The following is an 18,617-nucleotide window of genomic DNA, read 5'->3' as shown; positions in this document are numbered from 1 at the left end:
GATGAGCGAGACCCCAAGCGTCGAAAACCTGAGCCATGCCTACCGGGTGATGCGCACCATCCGCGCCTTCGAGGAGCGGCTGCACGTGGAATTCGCCACCGGCGAGATTCCCGGCTTCGTCCACCTCTATGCCGGTGAGGAAGCCTCGGCCGCCGGCGTCATGGCGCACCTGGGCCACGAGGACAGCATCGCCTCCACCCACCGTGGCCATGGCCACTGCATCGCCAAGGGCGTGGACGTCTACGGCATGATGGCCGAGATCTACGGCAAGAAGACCGGGGTCTGCCAGGGCAAGGGCGGCTCCATGCACATCGCCGATCTGGAAAAGGGCATGCTCGGCGCCAATGGCATCGTCGGCGCCGGCGCGCCCCTGGCCGCCGGCGCCGCCCTGGCGGCCAAGCTCAAGGGCAGCGACGCCGTGGCCGTGGCCTTCTTCGGTGATGGCGGCTCCAACGAGGGCGCGGTGTTCGAGGCCATGAACCTGGCCTCGGTATGGAATCTCCCCTGCATCTTCGTCGCCGAGAACAACGGCTATGCCGAGGCCACCGCCTCGAACTGGTCGGTGGCCTGCGACCACATCGCCGACCGTGCGGCCGGCTTCGGCATGCCCGGGGTGACGGTGGACGGCTTCGACTTCTTCGCCGTCCATGAAGCCGCCGCGGCCGCCGTGGCCCGCGCCCGGGCCGGCGAAGGCCCGTCGCTGATAGAGGTGAAGTTCACCCGCTACTTCGGCCACTTCGAGGGCGACGCCCAGACCTATCGCGATCCCAACGAGGTCAAGCAGGCCCGCGAGCAGCGCGATTGCCTCATGCAATTCCGCGAGCGGGTGACGCGCTCCGGCCAGCTGCAACCCGCCCTGCTCGACAGCATCGACCAGGAGGTGGAGCAGCTCATCGAGGACGCCGTGCGCAAGGCCAAGGCCGATCCCAAGCCTGGCCCGGAAGACCTGCTCACCGACGTCTACGTCACCTACGCCTGATCGGAAAACAACAAGGAGCGCCACCATGGCCAGAAAGATCAGCTACCAGCAAGCCATCAACGAAGCCCTGGAACAGGAGATGCGCCGCGATCCCACCGTCTTCCTCATGGGCGAGGACAACGCCGGCGGCGCCGGCGCACCCGGCGAACAGGACGCCTGGGGCGGCGTGCTCGGGGTCACCAAGGGGCTCTACCACAAGTTTCCCGGGCGGGTGCTGGACACCCCGCTGTCGGAGATCGGCTACGTCGGCGCGGCGGTGGGCGCCGCCGCCCGCGGCACCCGGCCGGTGTGCGAACTGATGTTCGTCGACTTCGCCGGCTGCTGCCTGGACCAGATCCTCAACCAGGCGGCCAAATTCCGCTACATGTTCGGCGGCAAGGCGGTCACCCCGCTGGTCCTGCGGACCATGGTCGGGGCGGGCCTGCGGGCCGCGGCCCAGCATTCGCAGATGCTCACCTCCTGGTGGACGCACATCCCCGGGCTCAAGGTGGTCTGCCCGGCCACCCCCTACGACGCCAAGGGCCTGCTGATCCAGGCCATCCGCGACAACGACCCGGTGATCTTCTGCGAGCACAAGCTGCTCTATGGCATGCAGGGCGAGGTGCCGGAAGAGTCCTATGCCATCCCCTTCGGCGAGGCCAGCTTCCTGCGCGAGGGCGACGACGTCAGCCTCATCACCTATGGCCGGATGGTGCACCTGGCCATGGACGCCGCTGCCAACCTGGCGCGCCAGGGGGTGTCCTGCGAGGTGCTCGACCTGCGCACCACCAGCCCGCTGGATAGGGACAGCATCCTGGAAAGCGTGGAAAAGACCGGTCGCGCGGTGGTCATCGACGAAGCCAATCCGCGCTGCTCGGTGGCGACCGACATCGCCGCCCTGCTCGCCGAACAGGCCTTCGACGACCTGCGCGCCCCGGTGCAGCTGGTGACCGCGCCGCACACCCCGGTGCCCTTCTCCGACGCCCTGGAAGACCTCTATATCCCCGACGCGGCCAAGATCGAGCGCGCCGTGCTGAAGATCACCCAAGGGAGGCAGGCCGCATGAGCCAGATCCATACCCTGACCATGCCCAAGTGGGGCCTGTCCATGAGCGAGGGCCGGGTCAACGCCTGGCTCAAGGCCGAAGGCGACGCCATCGCCAAGGGCGACGAGGTGCTCGACGTCGAGACCGACAAGATCAGCAGCAGCGTCGAGGCGCCCTTCTCCGGCACCCTGCGCCGCTGTCTGGCGCGCGAGGACGAGACCCTGGCGGTGGGCGCCCTGCTGGCCATCGTGGTGGAAGGCGAGGCCAGCGACGAAGAGATCGACGCCGTGATCGCACGGTTCGAGGAAGACTTCGTGCCCGGTGGCGAAGACGCCGCCGAGGCCGGTCCCCAGGCCCGGCGCATCGAACTCGACGGCCGGCCGCTGCGCTATCTGGAGCGCGGTGAAGGTGGCTTGCCCGTGATGCTGATCCACGGCTTCTCCGGCGATCTGGACAACTGGCTGTTCAACCACGAGGCCCTGGCCGCCGAGCGCCGGGTGATCGCCCTGGACCTGCCCGGCCATGGCCAGTCCGGCAAGACGCTGGCCACGGGCGACCTCGCCGAGCTGGGCGCCGCGGTGCTGGCGCTGCTCGACCATCTGGACATTCCCCGCGCTGTGCTGGTCGGCCACTCCATGGGGGGCGCCGTGGCCCTGCACCTGGCGCAGGTGGCGCCCCAGCGAGTCGCCGGTCTGGTGCTGATCGGCAGTGCCGGGCTGGGTGCGGAGATCAACGGTGACTACCTCGAAGGCTTCGTCGCCGCCACCAGCCGCAACCAGCTCAAGGGCCCGGTCAGCCTGTTGTTCAGCGATCCGGGACTGGTCACCCGGCCGTTGCTGGAGGATCTGCTGAAGTACAAGCGGCTGGAAGGCGTGGACCAGGCGCTGCACCAGCTGGCGGGCAACCTCTTCCCCAATGGCCAGCAGGCCCAGGTGCTGCGCCAGTTACTGGGCGGCGAGATTCCCGCACTGCTGATCTGGGGCAAGGCCGACGCCATCGTTCCGGTCCAGCATGCCGATGGCCTGCCCGCGGCCGTCCAGGTCGAGATCCTGGAGGGCCAGGGCCATATGGTGCAGATGGAAGCCGCCGACCGGGTCAACGCCCTGATCCAGGCCTTTCTGCCCCGTTGCGAACGCTAGAGGAGCCTCGCCATGAAAGCAGCCCGTTTCCATGCCGCCCGCGACATCCGGGTGGAAGACGTCCCGCCACCCGGCGCGCCGGGCCCCACCCAGGTGCTGGTCAGGAACCAGTTCTGCGGCATCTGCGGCACCGACCTGCACGAGTACCTGGGCGGGCCCATCTTCATTCCCACCGCGCCGCACAGCTACACCGGTGGCCAGGTGCCGCAGATCCTCGGCCACGAGTATTCCGGCGTGGTGGAGGCCGTGGGCAGCCAGGTGACCGCGGTGAAACCCGGTGACCGGGTCTCCATCCAGCCCATGGTTTCGCCGCGGGACGACTACTACGGCCGCCGCGGCCAGTACCAGCTCAGCGAACAGCTGGCGATCATCGGCCTGTCGCATCCCTGGGGCGGCATGGCCGAGTACTCCCTGGTGGAGGACTACAACGCCATCCCCATGCCGGACGACCTCAGCACCGCGCACGCGGCCCTGATCGAACCCACGGCGGTCACCGTCTACGCCACCCACAGGGGCGGGGTGAAACCCGGCGACAGCGTGCTGGTGGCCGGTGCCGGGCCCATCGGCCAGTTGCAGGTCATGGCCGCGCGCGCCGCCGGGGCCACTCGAATCTTTCTGGTGGATCTCAACGACAACCGCCTGGAGATGGCCCGGCGCCTGGTGGACGGCCTCATCACCCTCAATCCCGGCAGCACCGATGTGCTACGCGAGGTGCGCGCCCACACCGCCGGTGGCGTCGGAGTGGACGTGGCCTTCGAATGCGTCGGCGCCGAGGCCCCGCTGGGGCTGTGCCTGGAAGCGGTGCGCCGCCAGGGCGTGGTGGTGCAGGTGGGAATGCAGGGCAAGCCGCCAGCGCTGGACGGCTTCACCCTGACCTACAAGGACGTCGACCTGCGCGGCTCCTGGTGCTACTCGACGCTGATGTGGCCCCAGGTAGCGGCTCTGATCGCCAGTGGCCAGCTGCCGGCGGAAAAGGTGGTGACCCGCCATATCGCCCTGGACGACGTGGTGGAACAGGGCTTCGAGGCCTTGCTGGACAAGGCCGGGACCCAGTTGAAGATCCTGATCGAGTTGTAGGCCTTTCCCACGCGGCCGGCCGCGTGGGGTTTTTCTCGCCCTACTGGAAGGTCGTCGCGCTAAAGCTCGGGCGTGCGGTGAGGCGCTGGTGGAAGGCCACCAGCCGTCCGTGCGCGGACCAGTCGATCTGCGGCAGGCGAAAGCTCAGGTAGTCCAGGCCGACGGCCACCAGGTAGTGGCTGAAATCGAGGTCCTGTGCCTCCAGCGCGGACGTCTCCGCCAAGCGCGCCAGCAGCCGGTCGATGGCCGCCAGTCGGCGGGCACCCAGCACCGAGTCATCCTGAGCCGCACCGCCATGCTTGCGGGCGATCACCGTGCCGAAGGCAGCATCGATCAGGCCCTGGCCCAGGCCGGCCAGTTGCAGGCGTTCGGCCGCGAGCGGACTGCCGCCACCCAACTGGTGCAGATGGGCACAGATCAGCAGGGTCTCGCTGAGGGCAATGCCATCGTCGGTGATCAGGACCGGGACCTTGTTGCCCGGGTTGGCTGCCAGCAAGGTCGGATCGTCGTTCCAGGGATCGCTCCACACCAGTGTCAGTCGCTCGCCGAAGCCGGCTTCGAGGGCGGTGACGCGCGCGGCGCGGGCGTAGGGCGAGGTCTGGTTCAGCAGCAGTTGCATGGCGGACTCCGGGACACGGCGGGTGATGAGGGCGCCCGCCAGTGTAGCCGCTGGCGGGGGGCCTCAGCGCGGTCGGGTCACGGTAAGAACCACGGCGGCGATGCGATCGGTATGGGCATAGCCCCCCGTCTCCAGCTCTTCACCGAAGACATCCGGGTCCAGCTCGCGATAGCGCCAGGCCACGTCTTGGTCGGCCAGGCGCGTGCGGACCTCTTCCAGGAAGGGATCGCGCCCCTCGACCATGGCGACGCCGGTATAGAGCAGCAGGGTGCCACCCGGGGCCAGGCGCTCCAGCGCCGTGTCGAGGATGGCCAGCGACAGGCCAGCGCCCAGCGCGCCGCCGCCATGACGATAGGCGCGCTCGCCCGGATCGACCAGATAGGGCGGATTGGACAGGATGAAGTCGAAGTCTCCGTCCACGTCCTTGAGCAGGTTGCTGTAGCGCGCTTGCAGATTGTCGGCTCCGGCCAGCGCGGCATTGACCCGGGTCAGTGCGAGGGCGCGCTGGTTGATGTCCACCGCCAGCACCTCGGCATCGGGCCGCGCCAGGGCGACCAGGATGGCACCGGGACCGGCGCCGCTGCCGATGTCCACCGCCCGGCGGATGGTGCCGGTCTCGAAGCGCAACTGGGCTTCCAGGGCATTGGCATAGCGATAGGTATCGGGGCCGAAAAACACCGCATCGGCTTCTTCGGTGGGATAGGCGGAATGCACGAACAGCTGATCGCCCAGGCTCGATACCCGCACCCGACTGCGCCAGCCGCCGGGCACCGGGGTCAGCAGCTCGGCCGCGGCCAGGGCGTCGACGAGGGACTCCGGCAGCACCTCGCGGGAAAACGGCCGGCTCCAGCCGAAGACGCCTTGCAGATCCCGCGCCCAGGCATTGCCGGGTCGGGCATTGACCCGGGCGTGAGAGGCCGGGGTCGGGGTGATGAAGTGATAGTCGGCTGCACGCAGCGTCTCGACCACCAGCTCCAGCGCCTTGGTCGGGTCCGGGATCGTCGCGGGGTGTTCGGGGTGTTCCATGGCCGTCACGGGCAGGTCCTTAGGTGGCAATCGAAATGAAAAAGGACCCTCACGGGTCCTGGCCTGGGCGTCAGCCCAACAGCGAGACGAACAGCCGCGTCGCCAGCAGGCCGGCGCGGCTGTGATGGCGCGCCGGCGACAGCTGCTCCACCAGCAGCGCCATGGCGGCGGCGCGACTGGGCTGGCTCGCCAGGCGTTGCTCCAGTGCGGCTTCCTCGCTGTCGAAGTCGCTGGTCTGGGCCCTGCTCGCATTGGCCGCCCCGCCCTGCTCCGCTTCCAGCGCCGGGCACAGGCGTTCCTGCTGGCGCTGGCGGGCGCGAAAGCTCACCTCGCGGCGCGGCAGCACGGCCACCCGCTCGCCAGTGGCCTGCTTGCGGGCGCCGTTGTGCACGAAATCGCCGGCGATCCAGTCATGGATCAGTTGCTGCTCGTAGGCGGTGAAGACGCCGAACATCTCCGCGCGTTCGCCCTGGATCAGCCGCCAGAAGCGGCTGTTGGTGGGGTCCTCGTGGCGCTTGATCCAGCCCTGTTCCTGCATCACCTGGAGGAAGTCCGGAATCTGCGACGGATCGTATAGCCAGTCGCTGACGCTGCGCCCGCCGATGCGGCAATAGTCGGAATGCACATAGCGGCCGACGCTGCTCTTTTCCGCCAGCACCTCGATCACCGCCTGCTCCAGGTCGAAGCCGGCGATCACCGAGGTGGTGCTGGCGCCCAGTTCGTTGAGCAGATAACCCTGCACCACGCGCTGGTAGAAGGCCGCGCGGCCTTCGGCGGGCATGGCGTCGTGCACCGCCTGCAGGGCCTTGCGCGCATGGCCGGTGCCGGCGTTGTCGACGGTCACGTGCAGGGTGAAGTAATAGGGGTCGATGCCCAGTTCGTTGAGCTCGTAAGAGGTGATCAACAGGTGCAGCGGCAGTTGCTCGTAGCCCAGGTTGAAACCCAGCACCTCGGGCAGGTAGTGATCGGCGTTATGGGCCAGGGCCAGCTGGATGGCGCCCTGCACATAGTGGTCGTCGCTCAGGTCGGCGAAGTCCTCGCAGCCGTGGCTGGCCAGCAGCTTGCGATAGAGCACCACGTGATTCTTGTCCGGTTGGCCGTCGCCCAGTTCTTCGAGGTAGATCTGGATGGCGGCGCGATAGCGCAGGTCGTCCCAGTGGGCCAGGGTGCCATAGAGCCAGGCGCCATCCACCAGTTTGGTCGGCGCCACGCCGCGCAGGAAATACAGCGCATGGGCCTTGCTGCCGAAATAGCGGCGCGGCGCCCCGGCCTTGCGTGCGGCCAGGTAGTCGCGGTACTGGGCGCCGACCCGGGCGTTGTTCTCCAGCACCCAGGCCTCCAGGCCGTCGGAGTCTTCCGGCAGGTCGGCGCTCATACCGGCTACCGCCTGCAGCTGGTCGTCGAGAAAGAGACGCGCCCGCTCCTGCGCCTGGACACCCGGGTGGTCTATCAGCAACGCCTGGTAGAGCGCCTTGGCGGGTTCGAGAGTGACCGGGTTCGAGGCGGCGTGCTGGCCGGTAACGGCTCTTGTCGTGGTCTGCATGAGGGGCACATCTGGCAGCTGATGAATACCTCGTTCGGCCCATGGGTAAGGCCTTGGTTCCTGGCCAAGCCCACGCCAGGACTGCGCCGCCTCGCTTGTGGCCGTCAAAGGCGCAGGCTCGGGAACATTGCCGTTCGTCGGCGGCCGATGCGCACCGCTTCGCCTGTTGTCATCCAACAAGCCAGGCGACGGGTGACCTGACGAGGGACCTCATTTCCCGCCCTGGCAGGCCGATAGCCTGGAAACCCCATGCGACCGCCAGGCCCTGCCCATGTCCCCCGCCGATTCCGACGTCGATTTGCGCACCCTCCTCGATTCGATCCAGGAGTTCATCGTCGCCAAGGACGGCCAGGGGCGCTGGCTGTTCGTCAATCGCATCGTGCTCGAAGCCTATGCCATGGTCGGCTTCGACTATGTGGGCATCACCGATGTCGAGTTGATCGACCTGTTTCCGACCCATGCCGAGGCCTTCCGCTACAACATCGACACCGACGAGCAGGCCTGGCAGAACGGCGCGCCCACCCAGATCGAAAAGTCCTTCCTGGGCCCGGACGGCCGCATCAACACCTGGGAAGTGGTCAAGACCCCGCACTTCGATGCCCAGGGTGGACGGCGGCTGCTGACCATCGTCAGTCGCAACGTCACCGAACGCAAACTGGCCGAGACCGCCTTGCAGGAAAGCGAAAGGCGCTTCCGGTCACTGGCCTACCTGGACGCCCTGACCGGCATCGCCAACCGCCGCAGCATCCTCGACCAGATCGCCCATTACCGGGCTGGCGCTGCTGGCCACCTGCCCTGCGCCCTGTTCTATCTGGACCTCGACCGCTTCAAGGCCATCAATGACGAATTCGGCCACGAATTCGGCGATCTGCTGCTGGTGGCCTTCGTCGCCCGGGTCAGCGCCTGCCTGCGGGCCGGGGATCTGCTCGGCCGGATCGGCGGCGACGAATTCATCGTCTTCCTGCGCGAGACCTCCGCCGATGCGGCCCTGGCCCTGGCCGAGCGCCTGTGCAGTGCCCTGCAGCGACCCTGGCAGCTGCAGGGCATCAGCCTCCAGACCACCTCCTCCATCGGCATCGCCCATTGCACCGATGGCAGCCTCAATGTCCATGAACTGATCCGCCGCGCCGATGGTGCCCTGTACCAGGCCAAGCGCGCCGGCCGGGCGCGGGTGGTGCTGGCCGAAGCCTAGAGGCGTTCGGTCGGCTGGGCGCGGATCAGGATTTCGCGCTGGCGAAAGGCCGCTTCCAGTTGGCGCCGATAGTCCGCCCACCAGGCCCTGTCCAGGGCCTCGGTCATGACCTCGTAGACCAGCAGCTCGTCGTCCTCGACGCGCTCCGCCTCGTCCTGGCACAGGCCCTCCACCGGCGCCCGGCTGAAGGCGGTCAGCCCGCCGAAGCGCGCCACCAGTTCCTCACGGACCTCCTGGAACAGCGCCCCGGGCAGGCGCTGGCCGTCGTTGTCGTTCAGGGGTAGCAGCAACTGGATGAGGTACATGGCCGTCTCTCCTGGGATCTTTCGCTGCAGACCCCTTGGCACCCCGGACCGGTTCCCGGCCGTTGGTCCTGCCATGCCTGCCTGCCGGTAGGCTGGCAACGCAAAGGCCCTGCCGAGGGGCTCTCGGCAGGGCCTTTCCAGGCGTTCAGCTGGATCAGACCGAGAAGCGACCGACCAGGCGATTCATGTCCACCGCCAGGCGCGAGACCTCATGGGCGGCCGCGGCGGTCTGGTGGGCACCGGCCGAGGTCTGGATCGACAGGTCGCGGATGCTGACCAGATTCTGGTCCACCGATCGGGCGACCTGGGCCTGCTCTTCCGACGCCGTGGCGATGAGGAAATTGCGCTCGTTGATCTCGGTGATGGAGCGGGCGATCTCCTCCAGGGCGGCGCCGGCTTCGTGGGCGATCTTCAGGGTGGCGGTGGCCTCGTCGCGGCTGCGTTGCATGGCCTGCACGGCGCCTTCCGAACCGCTCTGGATGCCGCCGATCATCTGCTCGATCTCGCGGGTGGATTCCTGGGTTCGGTGGGCCAGGGCGCGCACCTCGTCGGCGACCACGGCGAAGCCGCGACCCTGTTCACCGGCCCGGGCGGCTTCGATGGCGGCGTTCAGCGCCAGCAGGTTGGTCTGCTCGGCGATGCCACGGATGACATCGACCACGGTGGCGATGCCTTGCGCCTGTCCGGCCAGAGCGACGATCTGCTCGCTGGTGTGGGACACGGTGCTGGTCAGGGAGTTGATGGCATTGACGGTCTCGGTGACGCGGGCCGCGCCCAGGCCGGTGGAGCGCTCGGATTGCTGCGCCGAGGTCGAGGCCGAGGCGGCGTTACGCGCCACCTCCTCCACGGCGGCGGTCATCTCGTTGACCGCCGCGGCAGCCTGTTCCACCTCGCCGTTCTGGCGCTGGAGGCCACGGCTGGCTTCTTCGGTCACGGCATTCATCTCTTCGGCGGCGGACGCCAGCTGGGTCGAGGCTTCGCCGATGTGGCTGACGGTGTCGCGCAGGGTCTGCTGCATCTGCACCGTGGCCCGCATCAGGTCGGCCATCTCGTCGCGACCCTCTGCCACAACCGACACCCGCAGATCGCCTTCGGCAATGCGCTTGTTGATGGCCAGCACCTGGCGCAGCGGCTGCAGGATGCTGCGGGTATAGAGCACGGCCAGCACCACGGTGAGGACCACGGCCACGGCGGAGATGACCCCGAGCAGCCAGAGGTTACGGCTATAGGTCTGGTTGGCCAGCTCGCCCGCCTGCTTGGCGCCGCGTTGGTTGAAGTCACCCAGGGCGACGATCTTCTCCTGCAGGTCGTTGGTCAGCGGACGGATGTTGGCGTTGACGTAGGCGGTCCCTTCGCTGGCCGGACGCGTCCGGGCGATGGCAACGATCTCGTCGAGCCGGGCGTCGTAGGCCTTGACGCCGGCGGACACGGCATCGGCCAACCGCTGCTCCTCAGGCGAAGCGACCAGGGCCTGATAGGCCGCCACCTCCTTCTGCAGCTGGCCGCGCGTCTGGGCGATGGTCGCCGCGGCGGTCTGCTTCATCTGGTCGTCCTCCGAGGCCACCATGCGCAAGGTCTCCAGGCGCAGACGGAGCACCAGGGTATCCATCTTGGCGGTCTGGGCGATGCTGGCCATCCAATTGGTCTCGACGTCCTGCTCCGCTTTATAGAGCGAATTCAGGCCTACGGCCGAGGTGACCGCCAGGACCAGCAGCAACAGGGTGACGGCGGCAAAACACACGGCCGAACGGGCCGACAATCTCAGGGTACGCATGGAATGACTCCGGGCAGACAGGGCAGATTCACCTCCTTCTGTTCGGCGTCACCGTCCCTTGACTGAATAGCCACCCATCGCCGATCAGCGGTACCCCCTCGATAAGCTGCAGGCTAGAGCTGGCGCGGCCTGCAGCGATATGCACAGGCCCGACGACGGGAGCTCAAGCCTGGCAAAGGACCACTCTAACTCAGGCTAGAATGAGCCTTCTCCACCATCGAAATGCCCATGTCGCCTATCAAGTCCCGCCCTGCGCACCTGGTCCCGCTGCGCAACCGCCTGCTGGCCATCGCCTTCGCCGGGATCGTGCCCCTGGCGCTGATTGCCGGGCTGGGGCTGTGGCTGCTCGTCCATCACCAGCAGCATGAAGCTGAGCAGCGGGCGCTGGAATCCAGCCGCCAGGCCGCCACCACCATCGAGAGCGAACTGCGCCGTTCGGTGACCATCCTCCAGGCCCTGGCCGAGTCGCCCCTGCTGGCGGCGGGCGACCTGGAGGGCTTCGCCACCCTGGTCGAGCGGGTCCTGCCGCTGGCGCCGGGATGGCGCTCGGTGCTGCTCGCCACACCGGATGGCCAGGTGGTCCGGCGCATCTCGACGCAACAGCGTCAACCCGCGGGCTCGCTGGCCGAGCCGGAAAGCTTCGCCGAGGTGGTCGCCCGACGTCGCCCGGTCATCGGTCAGCTGGGCAAGGGGCCCTCCGGCCAGCTGGCCTTTCCGGTAAGGGTGCCGGTGCAGCGCGAGGGTAGGCTGAGCTTCGTGTTGACCGCGGTGATGACACCGGAAAGCATCCGCGCGGCGCGTCTGGCCCGCGCCCTGCCCAAGGACTGGGTGGGCTCGGTATTCGATCGCCATGGCCTGCGCATTGCCCGTACCAGTCTGCATGAGGAAAGCCTGGGCGAGCCCGCCCTGCCAGGCCTGGCGGCGATCCTGATGCAACCGGGCGAGGAAGGCGTCGGCACCGCCCGTACCCGCGAAGGCCGCCAGGTCTATACCGCCTTCGTGCGCCTGCCCGATTCCGGCTGGACCGTGACCACCGCCATCCCCACCGAAGAGGTGACCGCGGCCGCCAATCGCTCCTTCGCCCTCTATGGCGGCGGCCTGGTGCTGTCGGTGGCTTTCGCCTGGGCGATGGCCCTGCTGCTGTCGCGGCGCATCAGCCAGCCGGTACAGGCGCTGCAGGCCGCCGCCCAGGCGCTGGGCCAGCGCCAGCCACCCGTGCTGCCGGACAGTGACGTCCTGGAGATCCGCCAGGTCGGCGAAGCCCTGCTGGCCGCAGCCGACGCCCGCCGGCTGCTGGAAGAGGAGCGGGACGACTACCTGCGGGGCCTGCAGCGGAGTCAGGAACAGTTGCAGCTGCAGGTCGCCGATCTGGAGGTCCTGCAACGGCTCAATCATCGCCTGCTGCAATTGCCCTCGCTGTCGCAACAGTTGCGGGAGATCCTCGAGGTCCTCTGCCACTTTCATCAGACGTCCCTGGGCTGCGTCTCGCTGCTGGAAGACGGCAAGCCGCCGCAGCTGTATTTCGCGCCGGGCTTCGCGGCCGAGGAGCAGGACCAGTTGGCCGCCCTGCAGCCCGCGGACAGCGCCTGTGCCGCCGCCCTGCGCAGCGGTACCCGCGTCGTGATACCGGAGCTGGCGACCGCGCCGGAGTTCGCCGCCCTGGCCACGCTTGGCCGCCGCCTGGGCTTTGCCGCCCTGCATGCCGTGCCCTTGCGCAGTACCCTGCACGGCACCCTCGGCGCGCTCACCGTGCACCTGCCGGAGGCCGGGGAACCCACGCCGCGCCAGCAGCGCCTGGCCGATCTGTGCGCCTCCAAGGCGGCGCTGGTGATCGATCGCGCCCGGATCCAGGAGGCCGCGCTGTACTCGCAACGCCGCCTGCGGGTGGCGCTGGAGAGCTCGCAGGTGTCCTTCGGCATCGCCGTGCCCGCTGCCGAAGGCGGCTTCGTCTGGAACTATCTCAACCCCATCGGCGCCGCCACCCTGGGCCACGACGGCAGCGCGGCGCATCCCAGCCTGCCCTGGGCCGGTCCGCGCATCCTGCAGGCCTGTGGTGAGCACCAGGCCGACGAGGCGGCCTGGTCCGTCGAACTACAGGGCGCCGATGCCAGTGGCACCAGCCGCTGGCTGCAGATCAGCGCCACGCCCTTCGACGGCAACGTGGCGGTCTGGTTTCTCGACATCACCGAGCGCAAGCGCCAGGAACAGCAGCTGCGCGACAACGATCGGCAAAAGGATGAATTCCTCGCCGTGCTGGCCCATGAGCTGCGCAATCCCCTGGCGCCCATCCGCCACGCGGCGGCGCTGATCGCCGCGCCCCAGGCCTCGCTCGAACAGCAACAGCGCAGTTGCGAGACCATCGAGCGGCAGGTGGAACGCATGGGTGCCCTGCTCAATGACCTGCTGGACATCTCACGCATCACCTTTGGGCGCATCACCCTGCACAACGCCTTCGTTACCCTGCAGACGGTGCTCCAGGCGGCGGCCGACGCGGCCCAGGCGCCGATGCAGGACAAGGGTCAGAGCTTCATGCTGCAACTGCCCGAGGCGCCGCTCTGGCTGTACGCCGATACGCTGCGCCTGGAGCAGATCTTCATCAACCTGCTGGGCAACGCCGCCCGCTACACCCCGGCGGGCGGTCGGATCATCCTCGCCGTACAGGCGGGCGCCGAAGAGGTGCGGGTGGAGATCGCCGACAACGGCATCGGCATCGCGCCCGAACGCCTGACCGACCTGTTCCAGATGTTCGGCCAGATCGATCCGCGCCTGGCGGAACGCTCGCCGGGGCTGGGTATCGGCCTGGCGCTGTCCCGCGAACTGGCGCGGCTGCAGGGTGGCGACATCACCGCGACCAGCGCCGGCCTGGGTCAGGGCAGCCGCTTCACCGTGAGCCTGCCGCTGACCGTGGCGCCTCCGGCGACCGTTGCGGAGCCCGTCGCAGCGGCGCCAGCGCTGCCGGCCACCCGGCGGATCCTGGTGGCGGACGACAACCCCGACATCGCCGACACCATCGCCGAATTGCTGGAGCTGGATGGCCACGAGGTACGGGTCGTCTACGACGGCCAGGCGGCGCTCACGCTGTTCCAGAGCTATGGCCCCGACATCGTCATCTCCGACATCGGCATGCCGGGGCTGACCGGTCACCAACTGGCCCGGGCGATCCGCGGGATCCCGGCCGGGCAGGCCGTCAAGCTGATCGCCATGACCGGCTGGGGTCAGGCCCAGGACAAGGCCGAGGCCTTGGCGGCGGGCTTCGATCATCACCTGACCAAGCCGGCCGACATGCAGACCCTCTATGCGCTGGTGGGCGGCTAGGCGGTGACCCGGCGCGCGCCGGCCAGCCGCGTCAGGCCATAGAGCGCGGCGCCGACCAGCAGCATCAGCGCGGCGCGCCACCAGGTCGCCGCGCCCTGCTGGGCCAGGAGCAGCGCACAGGAGGCCAGGGCCAGCACCGGAAAGAGCCAGTGGACGCGGAAATGCGCGTGTTCGACCCGGTCGCGCTTGAGCACCAGCACCGCCAGGTTGGTGCTGATGAACACCACCAGGAGCAAGAGCACCACGGTCTCGGCCAGCACATCCAGGGTGCTGGTATAGGTCAGGGCGATGGCCACCGCGGTGGTGGCGAGGATGGCGACCCCCGGGGTCTGTCGCCGCGGCAGCACCCGACCGAGCACCGCCGGCAACAGCCCCTGGCGGGCCATGCCGTAGGCCAGGCGGCTGGCCATGATCATGGTCAGCAGCGCGCCATTGGCCACCGCGATCAGGGCGATGACGGCAAATAGCCGGGTCGGCACGCCCAGCCCCGAGGCGCCGAGGACGTCCATCAGCGGCGCGCCCGAGGCCTTGAGCTGCGCCACCGGCAGCACCAGCGCGGCGCCCGCCCCCACCAGCATGTAGACGATGCCGGCGATGACCAGGGCGCCAAACAGCGCCCGCGGATAGACGCGGCTGACATCGCGCACCTCCTCGGCCAGGTTGGCCGAGGTCTCGAAGCCGACGAAGGAGTAGAAGGCCAGCAGCGAGGCGCTGAGAATGGCCACCGTGGCCGAGGGCGCATCCACCTCCAGCAGCCGCGCCGGCTCACCCTGCCCCTGGGCGACGAACCAGGCCGCCGCCACGATGACGATCACCAGGCCCGACAACTCGACCAGGGTCATCACCAGGTTGACCGACAGCGATTCCTTGATGCCCCGGGCATTGAGCAGGCCGATGAGCACCAGGAAGGCCAGGCAGACCCAGCCGGCCGGCCAGGGCACCAGCGCCTGCAGATAGCCACCGGCAAAGGCCACCGCCAGCCCCGCGGCACTGGTGACGCCAGCGGCCAGCATCGAGAAACCCACCAGAAAGGACAGCCAGGGCCGGCCGAAGGCGCGTTCGGCAAAGACCGCCGCGCCGCCCGCCCTCGGATACTTGGTGACCAGCTCGGCATAGGAGGCGGCGGTCAGCAGGGCGAACAGCAAGGCGATCAGCAGCGGCGCCCAGATGGCGCCGCCGACCCGCCCGGCGATGGTCCCCGCCAGGGCATAGACACCCGCGCCCAGCACGTCGCCGAGAATGAAGAACAGCAGCATGGGCAGGGTGATGGCGCGTTTGAGCGTGGTGGTTGCAGGGGAAGATTCCGTGGCCATGGCGTGGTGCTCCTGGAGCGGTCGAAGAGACGGACGCGGGCCCTTGCCGAACCCGTCGCGTGCAACCGTAGAGAGCCCGCGCGCCGACCGGGTTCCAGCCCCTGACCGTTCGTCCCCCGGGCCGGACGGTCAGGCGCGCGGGCATAGCGCGATCCTGGGCCCCGGCTGCCGGTCAGCCGCCGCTGCGCTTGCCCTCGTCTAGCCCGGGAGCCCGCGCGAGCGCACCGTTTCGCTGGCAAGCAGCGGTTTTGCCCGGCCACCAGCAAGCCACCGATCCGCCGGGTTTGCCGATCAGCGGCAGGGCCTTTTCGCCCTCGCGGGCCCTTGCCACACTCTCCGACTTTTTGGGTCGAACGACCCTGAAGATCCCTTCCCCCGAGGATGCCCAGCAAGATGAGTGAGGGACCCCTGGCCACGCTGACGCGCGCCGAACTCGAAGCCGAGGTGCTGCGCCTGCGCGCCGCCTTGCAGGAGGCCCTGCCGGACAAAGACGCCCCCCGCCGCCCCAGCAAGGCACGCAGCCGCGCCGTGCTGGAAAGCACCACCCAGTTCGCCATCGTGGTCTGCGACCGCGAGGGGCTCATCACGGACTGGAATCCGGGCGCCGAGCAGGTCATGGGCTGGACCGCCCAGGAGATGATCGGCCAGGATGCCTCGCGCTTCTTCACCCCTGAGGACCGGGCCAACCGCCGTGCCGCGTACGAGATGGCCAAGGCGTTGCGGGATGGCAGCGCCATGGACGAGCGCTGGCACCTGCGCAAGGACGGCCAGCGCTTCTGGGCCTCGGGCGAGATGATGGCCCTGACCGACGACGACGGCGAGCCCCTGGGGTTCGTCAAGATCCTCCGCGATCGTACCGTCGAACACCTGGCGGGCCTGGCGCTCAAGGAAACCCAGGAACGCTACCGGTTGGTGGCCGAAGCCACCAACGACGCCATCTGGGACTGGGACTTCAGCACCGGCCAGGTGCGCTGGAACGAAGCCCTGACCACGGCCTATGGCCACGCCCCGGAAGCGGTGGACTCTACCGGCAACTGGTGGCTCGCCCAGATCCATCCGGACGACCGCACGCGGATCGACGCCTCCATCCATGGGGTGATCGATGGCGACGGCCTGGTCTGGACCGACGAATACCGCTTTCTGCGTGCGGACGGCTCCTATGCTCTGGTGTTCGACCGCGGCCGGGTGATCCGTGATGTCTACGGCCGCCCCACGCGGATGATCGGCGCCATGCTGGACATGAGCCAGCTGCAGACGGCGGAAACCGCCCTGCGCAAGAGCGAAGAGCGCTTTCGCGCCATCATCGAGACCATCGGCTCGGCCTTCGCCATCGTCCAGGTCAAGTTCGATGCCGACGACAAGCCCATCGACTACCGCTTCCTGGAGGCCAATCCGGCCTTCGAACGCCAGGCCGGGGTCAATCTGCGCGGCAAGTGGGTGACCGAGTTCGCCCCCAACCTGGAGCAGTTCTGGTTCGACACCTATGGCCATGTGGCCAAGACCGGCGAACCGGCCACCTTCGAGAACTACGCCAACACCTTCGAACGCTGGTTCGACGTGCGCGCCGTGCGGGTCGGCGACCCGGACGAGCGCCAGATCGCCATCCTCTTCAGCGACGTGACCGAGCGACGCAACGCCGAGGAACGGCTGCGCGTCAGCGAGGCCCTGGCCCGGGAGAACATCGAGCGGGTGCAGCTGGCGCTTTCCGCGGGGGCCATCATCGGCACCTGGCACTGGGACCTGCCGACCGACAGATTCACCGTGGACGAAGCCTTCGCCACGGTCTTCGGCCTCGACCCGCAGCTGGGCCGCGAGGGCCTGAGCCTGGCGCAGGTGGTCACCAACGTCCATCCCGATGACAAGGAGGGCCTTGCCCGGGCCATCGAGGTGGTGATCGCCCAGGCCGGATCCTTCGCCCATCAGTACCGGGTGCGCCGCGCCGACGGCCACTACTACTGGATCGAGGCCAACGGCCGGGTCGACCATGCCGCCGACGGGACGCCGCTGCGCTTTCCCGGCGTGCTCATCGACGTCGAGGAGCGCCGCGCCATCGAGGCCGAGCGCGACAAGGCCCTGGCCGCCCTGCGCACCCTCAACGACACCCTGGAGGTGCGCGTGGCCGAACGCTCGGCCGAGTTGATGCAGGCCGAGGAAAAGCTGCGCCAGGCGCAGAAGATGGAAGCCGTCGGCCAGCTCACCGGCGGCCTCGCCCACGACTTCAACAACCTGCTGGCCGGTATCTCCGGCGCGCTGGAACTGATGGAGACGCGCATCGCCCAGGGTCGGCTGCGCGAACTCGATCGCTACCTGGTGGCCGCCCAGGGCGCGGCCAAGCGCGCCGCCGCCCTCACCCACCGGCTGCTGGCCTTTTCCCGGCGTCAGACCCTGGCGCCACGACCGGTGGACGTCAACCAGCTGATCGATGGCCTCACCGACCTCATCCAGCGCACCGTGGGTCCGAGCATCCAGGTCGAAACGGTCGGTGCCGCCGGCCTCTGGCCCGCCCTGGTGGATCCCAGCCAGCTGGAAAATTCGCTGCTCAACCTGTGCATCAATGCCCGCGACGCCATGCCTGACGGCGGCCGCATCACCATCGAGACCGCCAATCGCTGGATGGATCGCGAGACCGCCCGCGCCCAGGATCTGCCGGAAGGCCAGTACCTGTCGCTGTGCGTGACCGATACCGGGGTCGGCATCCCGCCCGAGGTGGCGGCCCGGGTGTTCGAGCCCTTCTTCACCACCAAGCCCATCGGCCAGGGCACCGGCCTGGGCCTGTCGATGATCTATGGCTTCGCGCGCCAGTCGGGCGGCCAGGTGCGGCTCTACTCCGAAGTCGGCCAGGGCACCACCCTGTGCATCTATTTGCCACGTTACCTGGGCGAGGCGCCGGCCGACGAAGACCTGGCCACGCGCCTGGATATGGCCGGCAGCGCCCAGGGCGAGACGGTGCTCATCGTCGACGACGAGCCAACGGTACGGATGCTGGTGGTGGATATCCTCGAAGACCTCGGCTACGCGGTGATCGAAGCCGCCGACAGCCTCACCGGCCTGAAGATCCTGCAGTCCGATGTGCACCTGGATCTGCTGATCACCGACGTCGGTCTGCCCGGTGGCATGAACGGCCGGCAGATGGCCGATGCGGGACGCCAGTCACGCCCGGGGCTCAAGACCCTGTTCATCACCGGCTATGCCGAGAACGCCGCCATCGGCAACGGCCACCTGGACCCCGGCATGGAGATCCTGACCAAACCCTTCGCCGTGGACACCCTGGCGGCGCGGGTGCGCGAGATGATGGGCGGCTAGCCCACCCC

Annotated in this window: 13 protein-coding genes; 7 read left to right on the top strand and 6 right to left on the bottom strand. The window is 68.6% G+C overall.

Annotated features, from left to right (window positions below):
- The first annotated feature begins 1 nt into the window (after position 1).
- Genes PSEK12I1_RS0115520 through PSEK12I1_RS0115505 form a run of 4 tightly spaced genes read left to right on the top strand, consistent with a single transcriptional unit; the run spans position 2 to position 4,219 of the window.
- Entirely contained in the window at positions 2-979 is a 978-nt protein-coding gene (locus tag PSEK12I1_RS0115520) for a thiamine pyrophosphate-dependent dehydrogenase E1 component subunit alpha (protein ID WP_007158560.1), read from the top strand.
- Positions 980-1,004: 25 nt separating this feature from the next.
- Positions 1,005-2,024, top strand: a complete 1,020-nt coding sequence (locus PSEK12I1_RS0115515) for an alpha-ketoacid dehydrogenase subunit beta (protein ID WP_007158561.1) — start codon at positions 1,005-1,007, stop codon at positions 2,022-2,024.
- The gene (locus tag PSEK12I1_RS0115510) at positions 2,021-3,142 is read left to right on the top strand and encodes an acetoin dehydrogenase dihydrolipoyllysine-residue acetyltransferase subunit (protein WP_027602136.1); all 1,122 of its coding nucleotides are present in this window, start codon (positions 2,021-2,023) and stop codon (positions 3,140-3,142) included. Before PSEK12I1_RS0115515 ends, PSEK12I1_RS0115510 begins: the two co-directional genes overlap by 4 nt.
- A 12-nt stretch (positions 3,143-3,154) precedes the next feature.
- The gene (locus tag PSEK12I1_RS0115505; protein WP_027602135.1) at positions 3,155-4,219 is read left to right on the top strand and encodes a 2,3-butanediol dehydrogenase; all 1,065 of its coding nucleotides are present in this window, start codon (positions 3,155-3,157) and stop codon (positions 4,217-4,219) included.
- A gap of 40 nt (positions 4,220-4,259) precedes the next feature.
- On the opposite strand, the gene PSEK12I1_RS0115500 is transcribed toward PSEK12I1_RS0115505, so the two are convergent.
- From PSEK12I1_RS0115500 to PSEK12I1_RS0115490, 3 genes are all read right to left on the bottom strand, one after another.
- Positions 4,260-4,838 carry a glutathione S-transferase family protein gene (locus tag PSEK12I1_RS0115500; RefSeq protein WP_027602134.1) on the bottom strand — a complete coding sequence of 193 codons (579 nt, stop codon included), beginning with the start codon at positions 4,836-4,838 and terminating at the stop codon, positions 4,260-4,262.
- Positions 4,839-4,901: 63 nt separating this feature from the next.
- On the bottom strand, positions 4,902-5,864 hold the full coding sequence (locus tag PSEK12I1_RS0115495; RefSeq protein ID WP_051399125.1) for a class I SAM-dependent methyltransferase: 963 nt from the start codon (positions 5,862-5,864) through the stop codon (positions 4,902-4,904).
- A gap of 70 nt (positions 5,865-5,934) precedes the next feature.
- A complete protein-coding gene (locus PSEK12I1_RS0115490) occupies positions 5,935-7,407 on the bottom strand; it encodes an iron-containing redox enzyme family protein (protein WP_027602132.1) in 1,473 nt (490 codons plus the stop codon).
- Positions 7,408-7,678: 271 nt separating this feature from the next.
- On the opposite strand from PSEK12I1_RS0115490, the gene PSEK12I1_RS0115485 reads away from it, so the two are divergent.
- A complete protein-coding gene (locus tag PSEK12I1_RS0115485) occupies positions 7,679-8,599 on the top strand; it encodes a GGDEF domain-containing protein (RefSeq protein ID WP_027602131.1) in 921 nt (306 codons plus the stop codon).
- On the opposite strand, the gene PSEK12I1_RS0115480 is transcribed toward PSEK12I1_RS0115485, so the two are convergent.
- On the bottom strand, positions 8,596-8,904 hold the full coding sequence (locus PSEK12I1_RS0115480; protein ID WP_027602130.1) for a hypothetical protein: 309 nt from the start codon (positions 8,902-8,904) through the stop codon (positions 8,596-8,598). The two genes, PSEK12I1_RS0115485 and PSEK12I1_RS0115480, sit on opposite strands and share 4 nt — an antisense overlap.
- Positions 8,905-9,058: 154 nt before the next feature.
- A complete protein-coding gene (locus PSEK12I1_RS0115475) occupies positions 9,059-10,678 on the bottom strand; it encodes a methyl-accepting chemotaxis protein (RefSeq protein WP_027602129.1) in 1,620 nt (539 codons plus the stop codon).
- A gap of 228 nt (positions 10,679-10,906) precedes the next feature.
- Here PSEK12I1_RS0115475 and PSEK12I1_RS0115470 point away from each other — a divergent pair, with 228 nt between their 5' ends.
- On the top strand, positions 10,907-13,993 hold the full coding sequence (locus tag PSEK12I1_RS0115470) for a response regulator (RefSeq protein WP_027602128.1): 3,087 nt from the start codon (positions 10,907-10,909) through the stop codon (positions 13,991-13,993).
- On the opposite strand, the gene PSEK12I1_RS0115465 is transcribed toward PSEK12I1_RS0115470, so the two are convergent.
- Positions 13,990-15,306: an APC family permease gene (locus PSEK12I1_RS0115465; protein WP_027602127.1), complete on the bottom strand. Its 1,317-nt coding sequence runs from the start codon at positions 15,304-15,306 to the stop codon at positions 13,990-13,992. The genes PSEK12I1_RS0115470 and PSEK12I1_RS0115465 overlap by 4 nt on opposite strands.
- A 393-nt stretch (positions 15,307-15,699) precedes the next feature.
- On the opposite strand from PSEK12I1_RS0115465, the gene PSEK12I1_RS0115460 reads away from it, so the two are divergent.
- Positions 15,700-18,609: a PAS domain-containing protein gene (locus PSEK12I1_RS0115460; RefSeq protein WP_081737498.1), complete on the top strand. Its 2,910-nt coding sequence runs from the start codon at positions 15,700-15,702 to the stop codon at positions 18,607-18,609.
- The last annotated feature ends 8 nt before the right edge of the window (positions 18,610-18,617 follow it).

Origin of the sequence: Pseudomonas sp. MOIL14HWK12:I1 (assembly GCF_000510705.1) — a bacterium.
Classification (GTDB): Bacteria; Pseudomonadota; Gammaproteobacteria; order Pseudomonadales; family Pseudomonadaceae; genus Chryseomonas; species Chryseomonas oryzihabitans.
The sequence above is the reverse complement of the archived record's forward strand: the minus strand, read 5'-3'. Positions and strand labels throughout refer to the sequence as shown.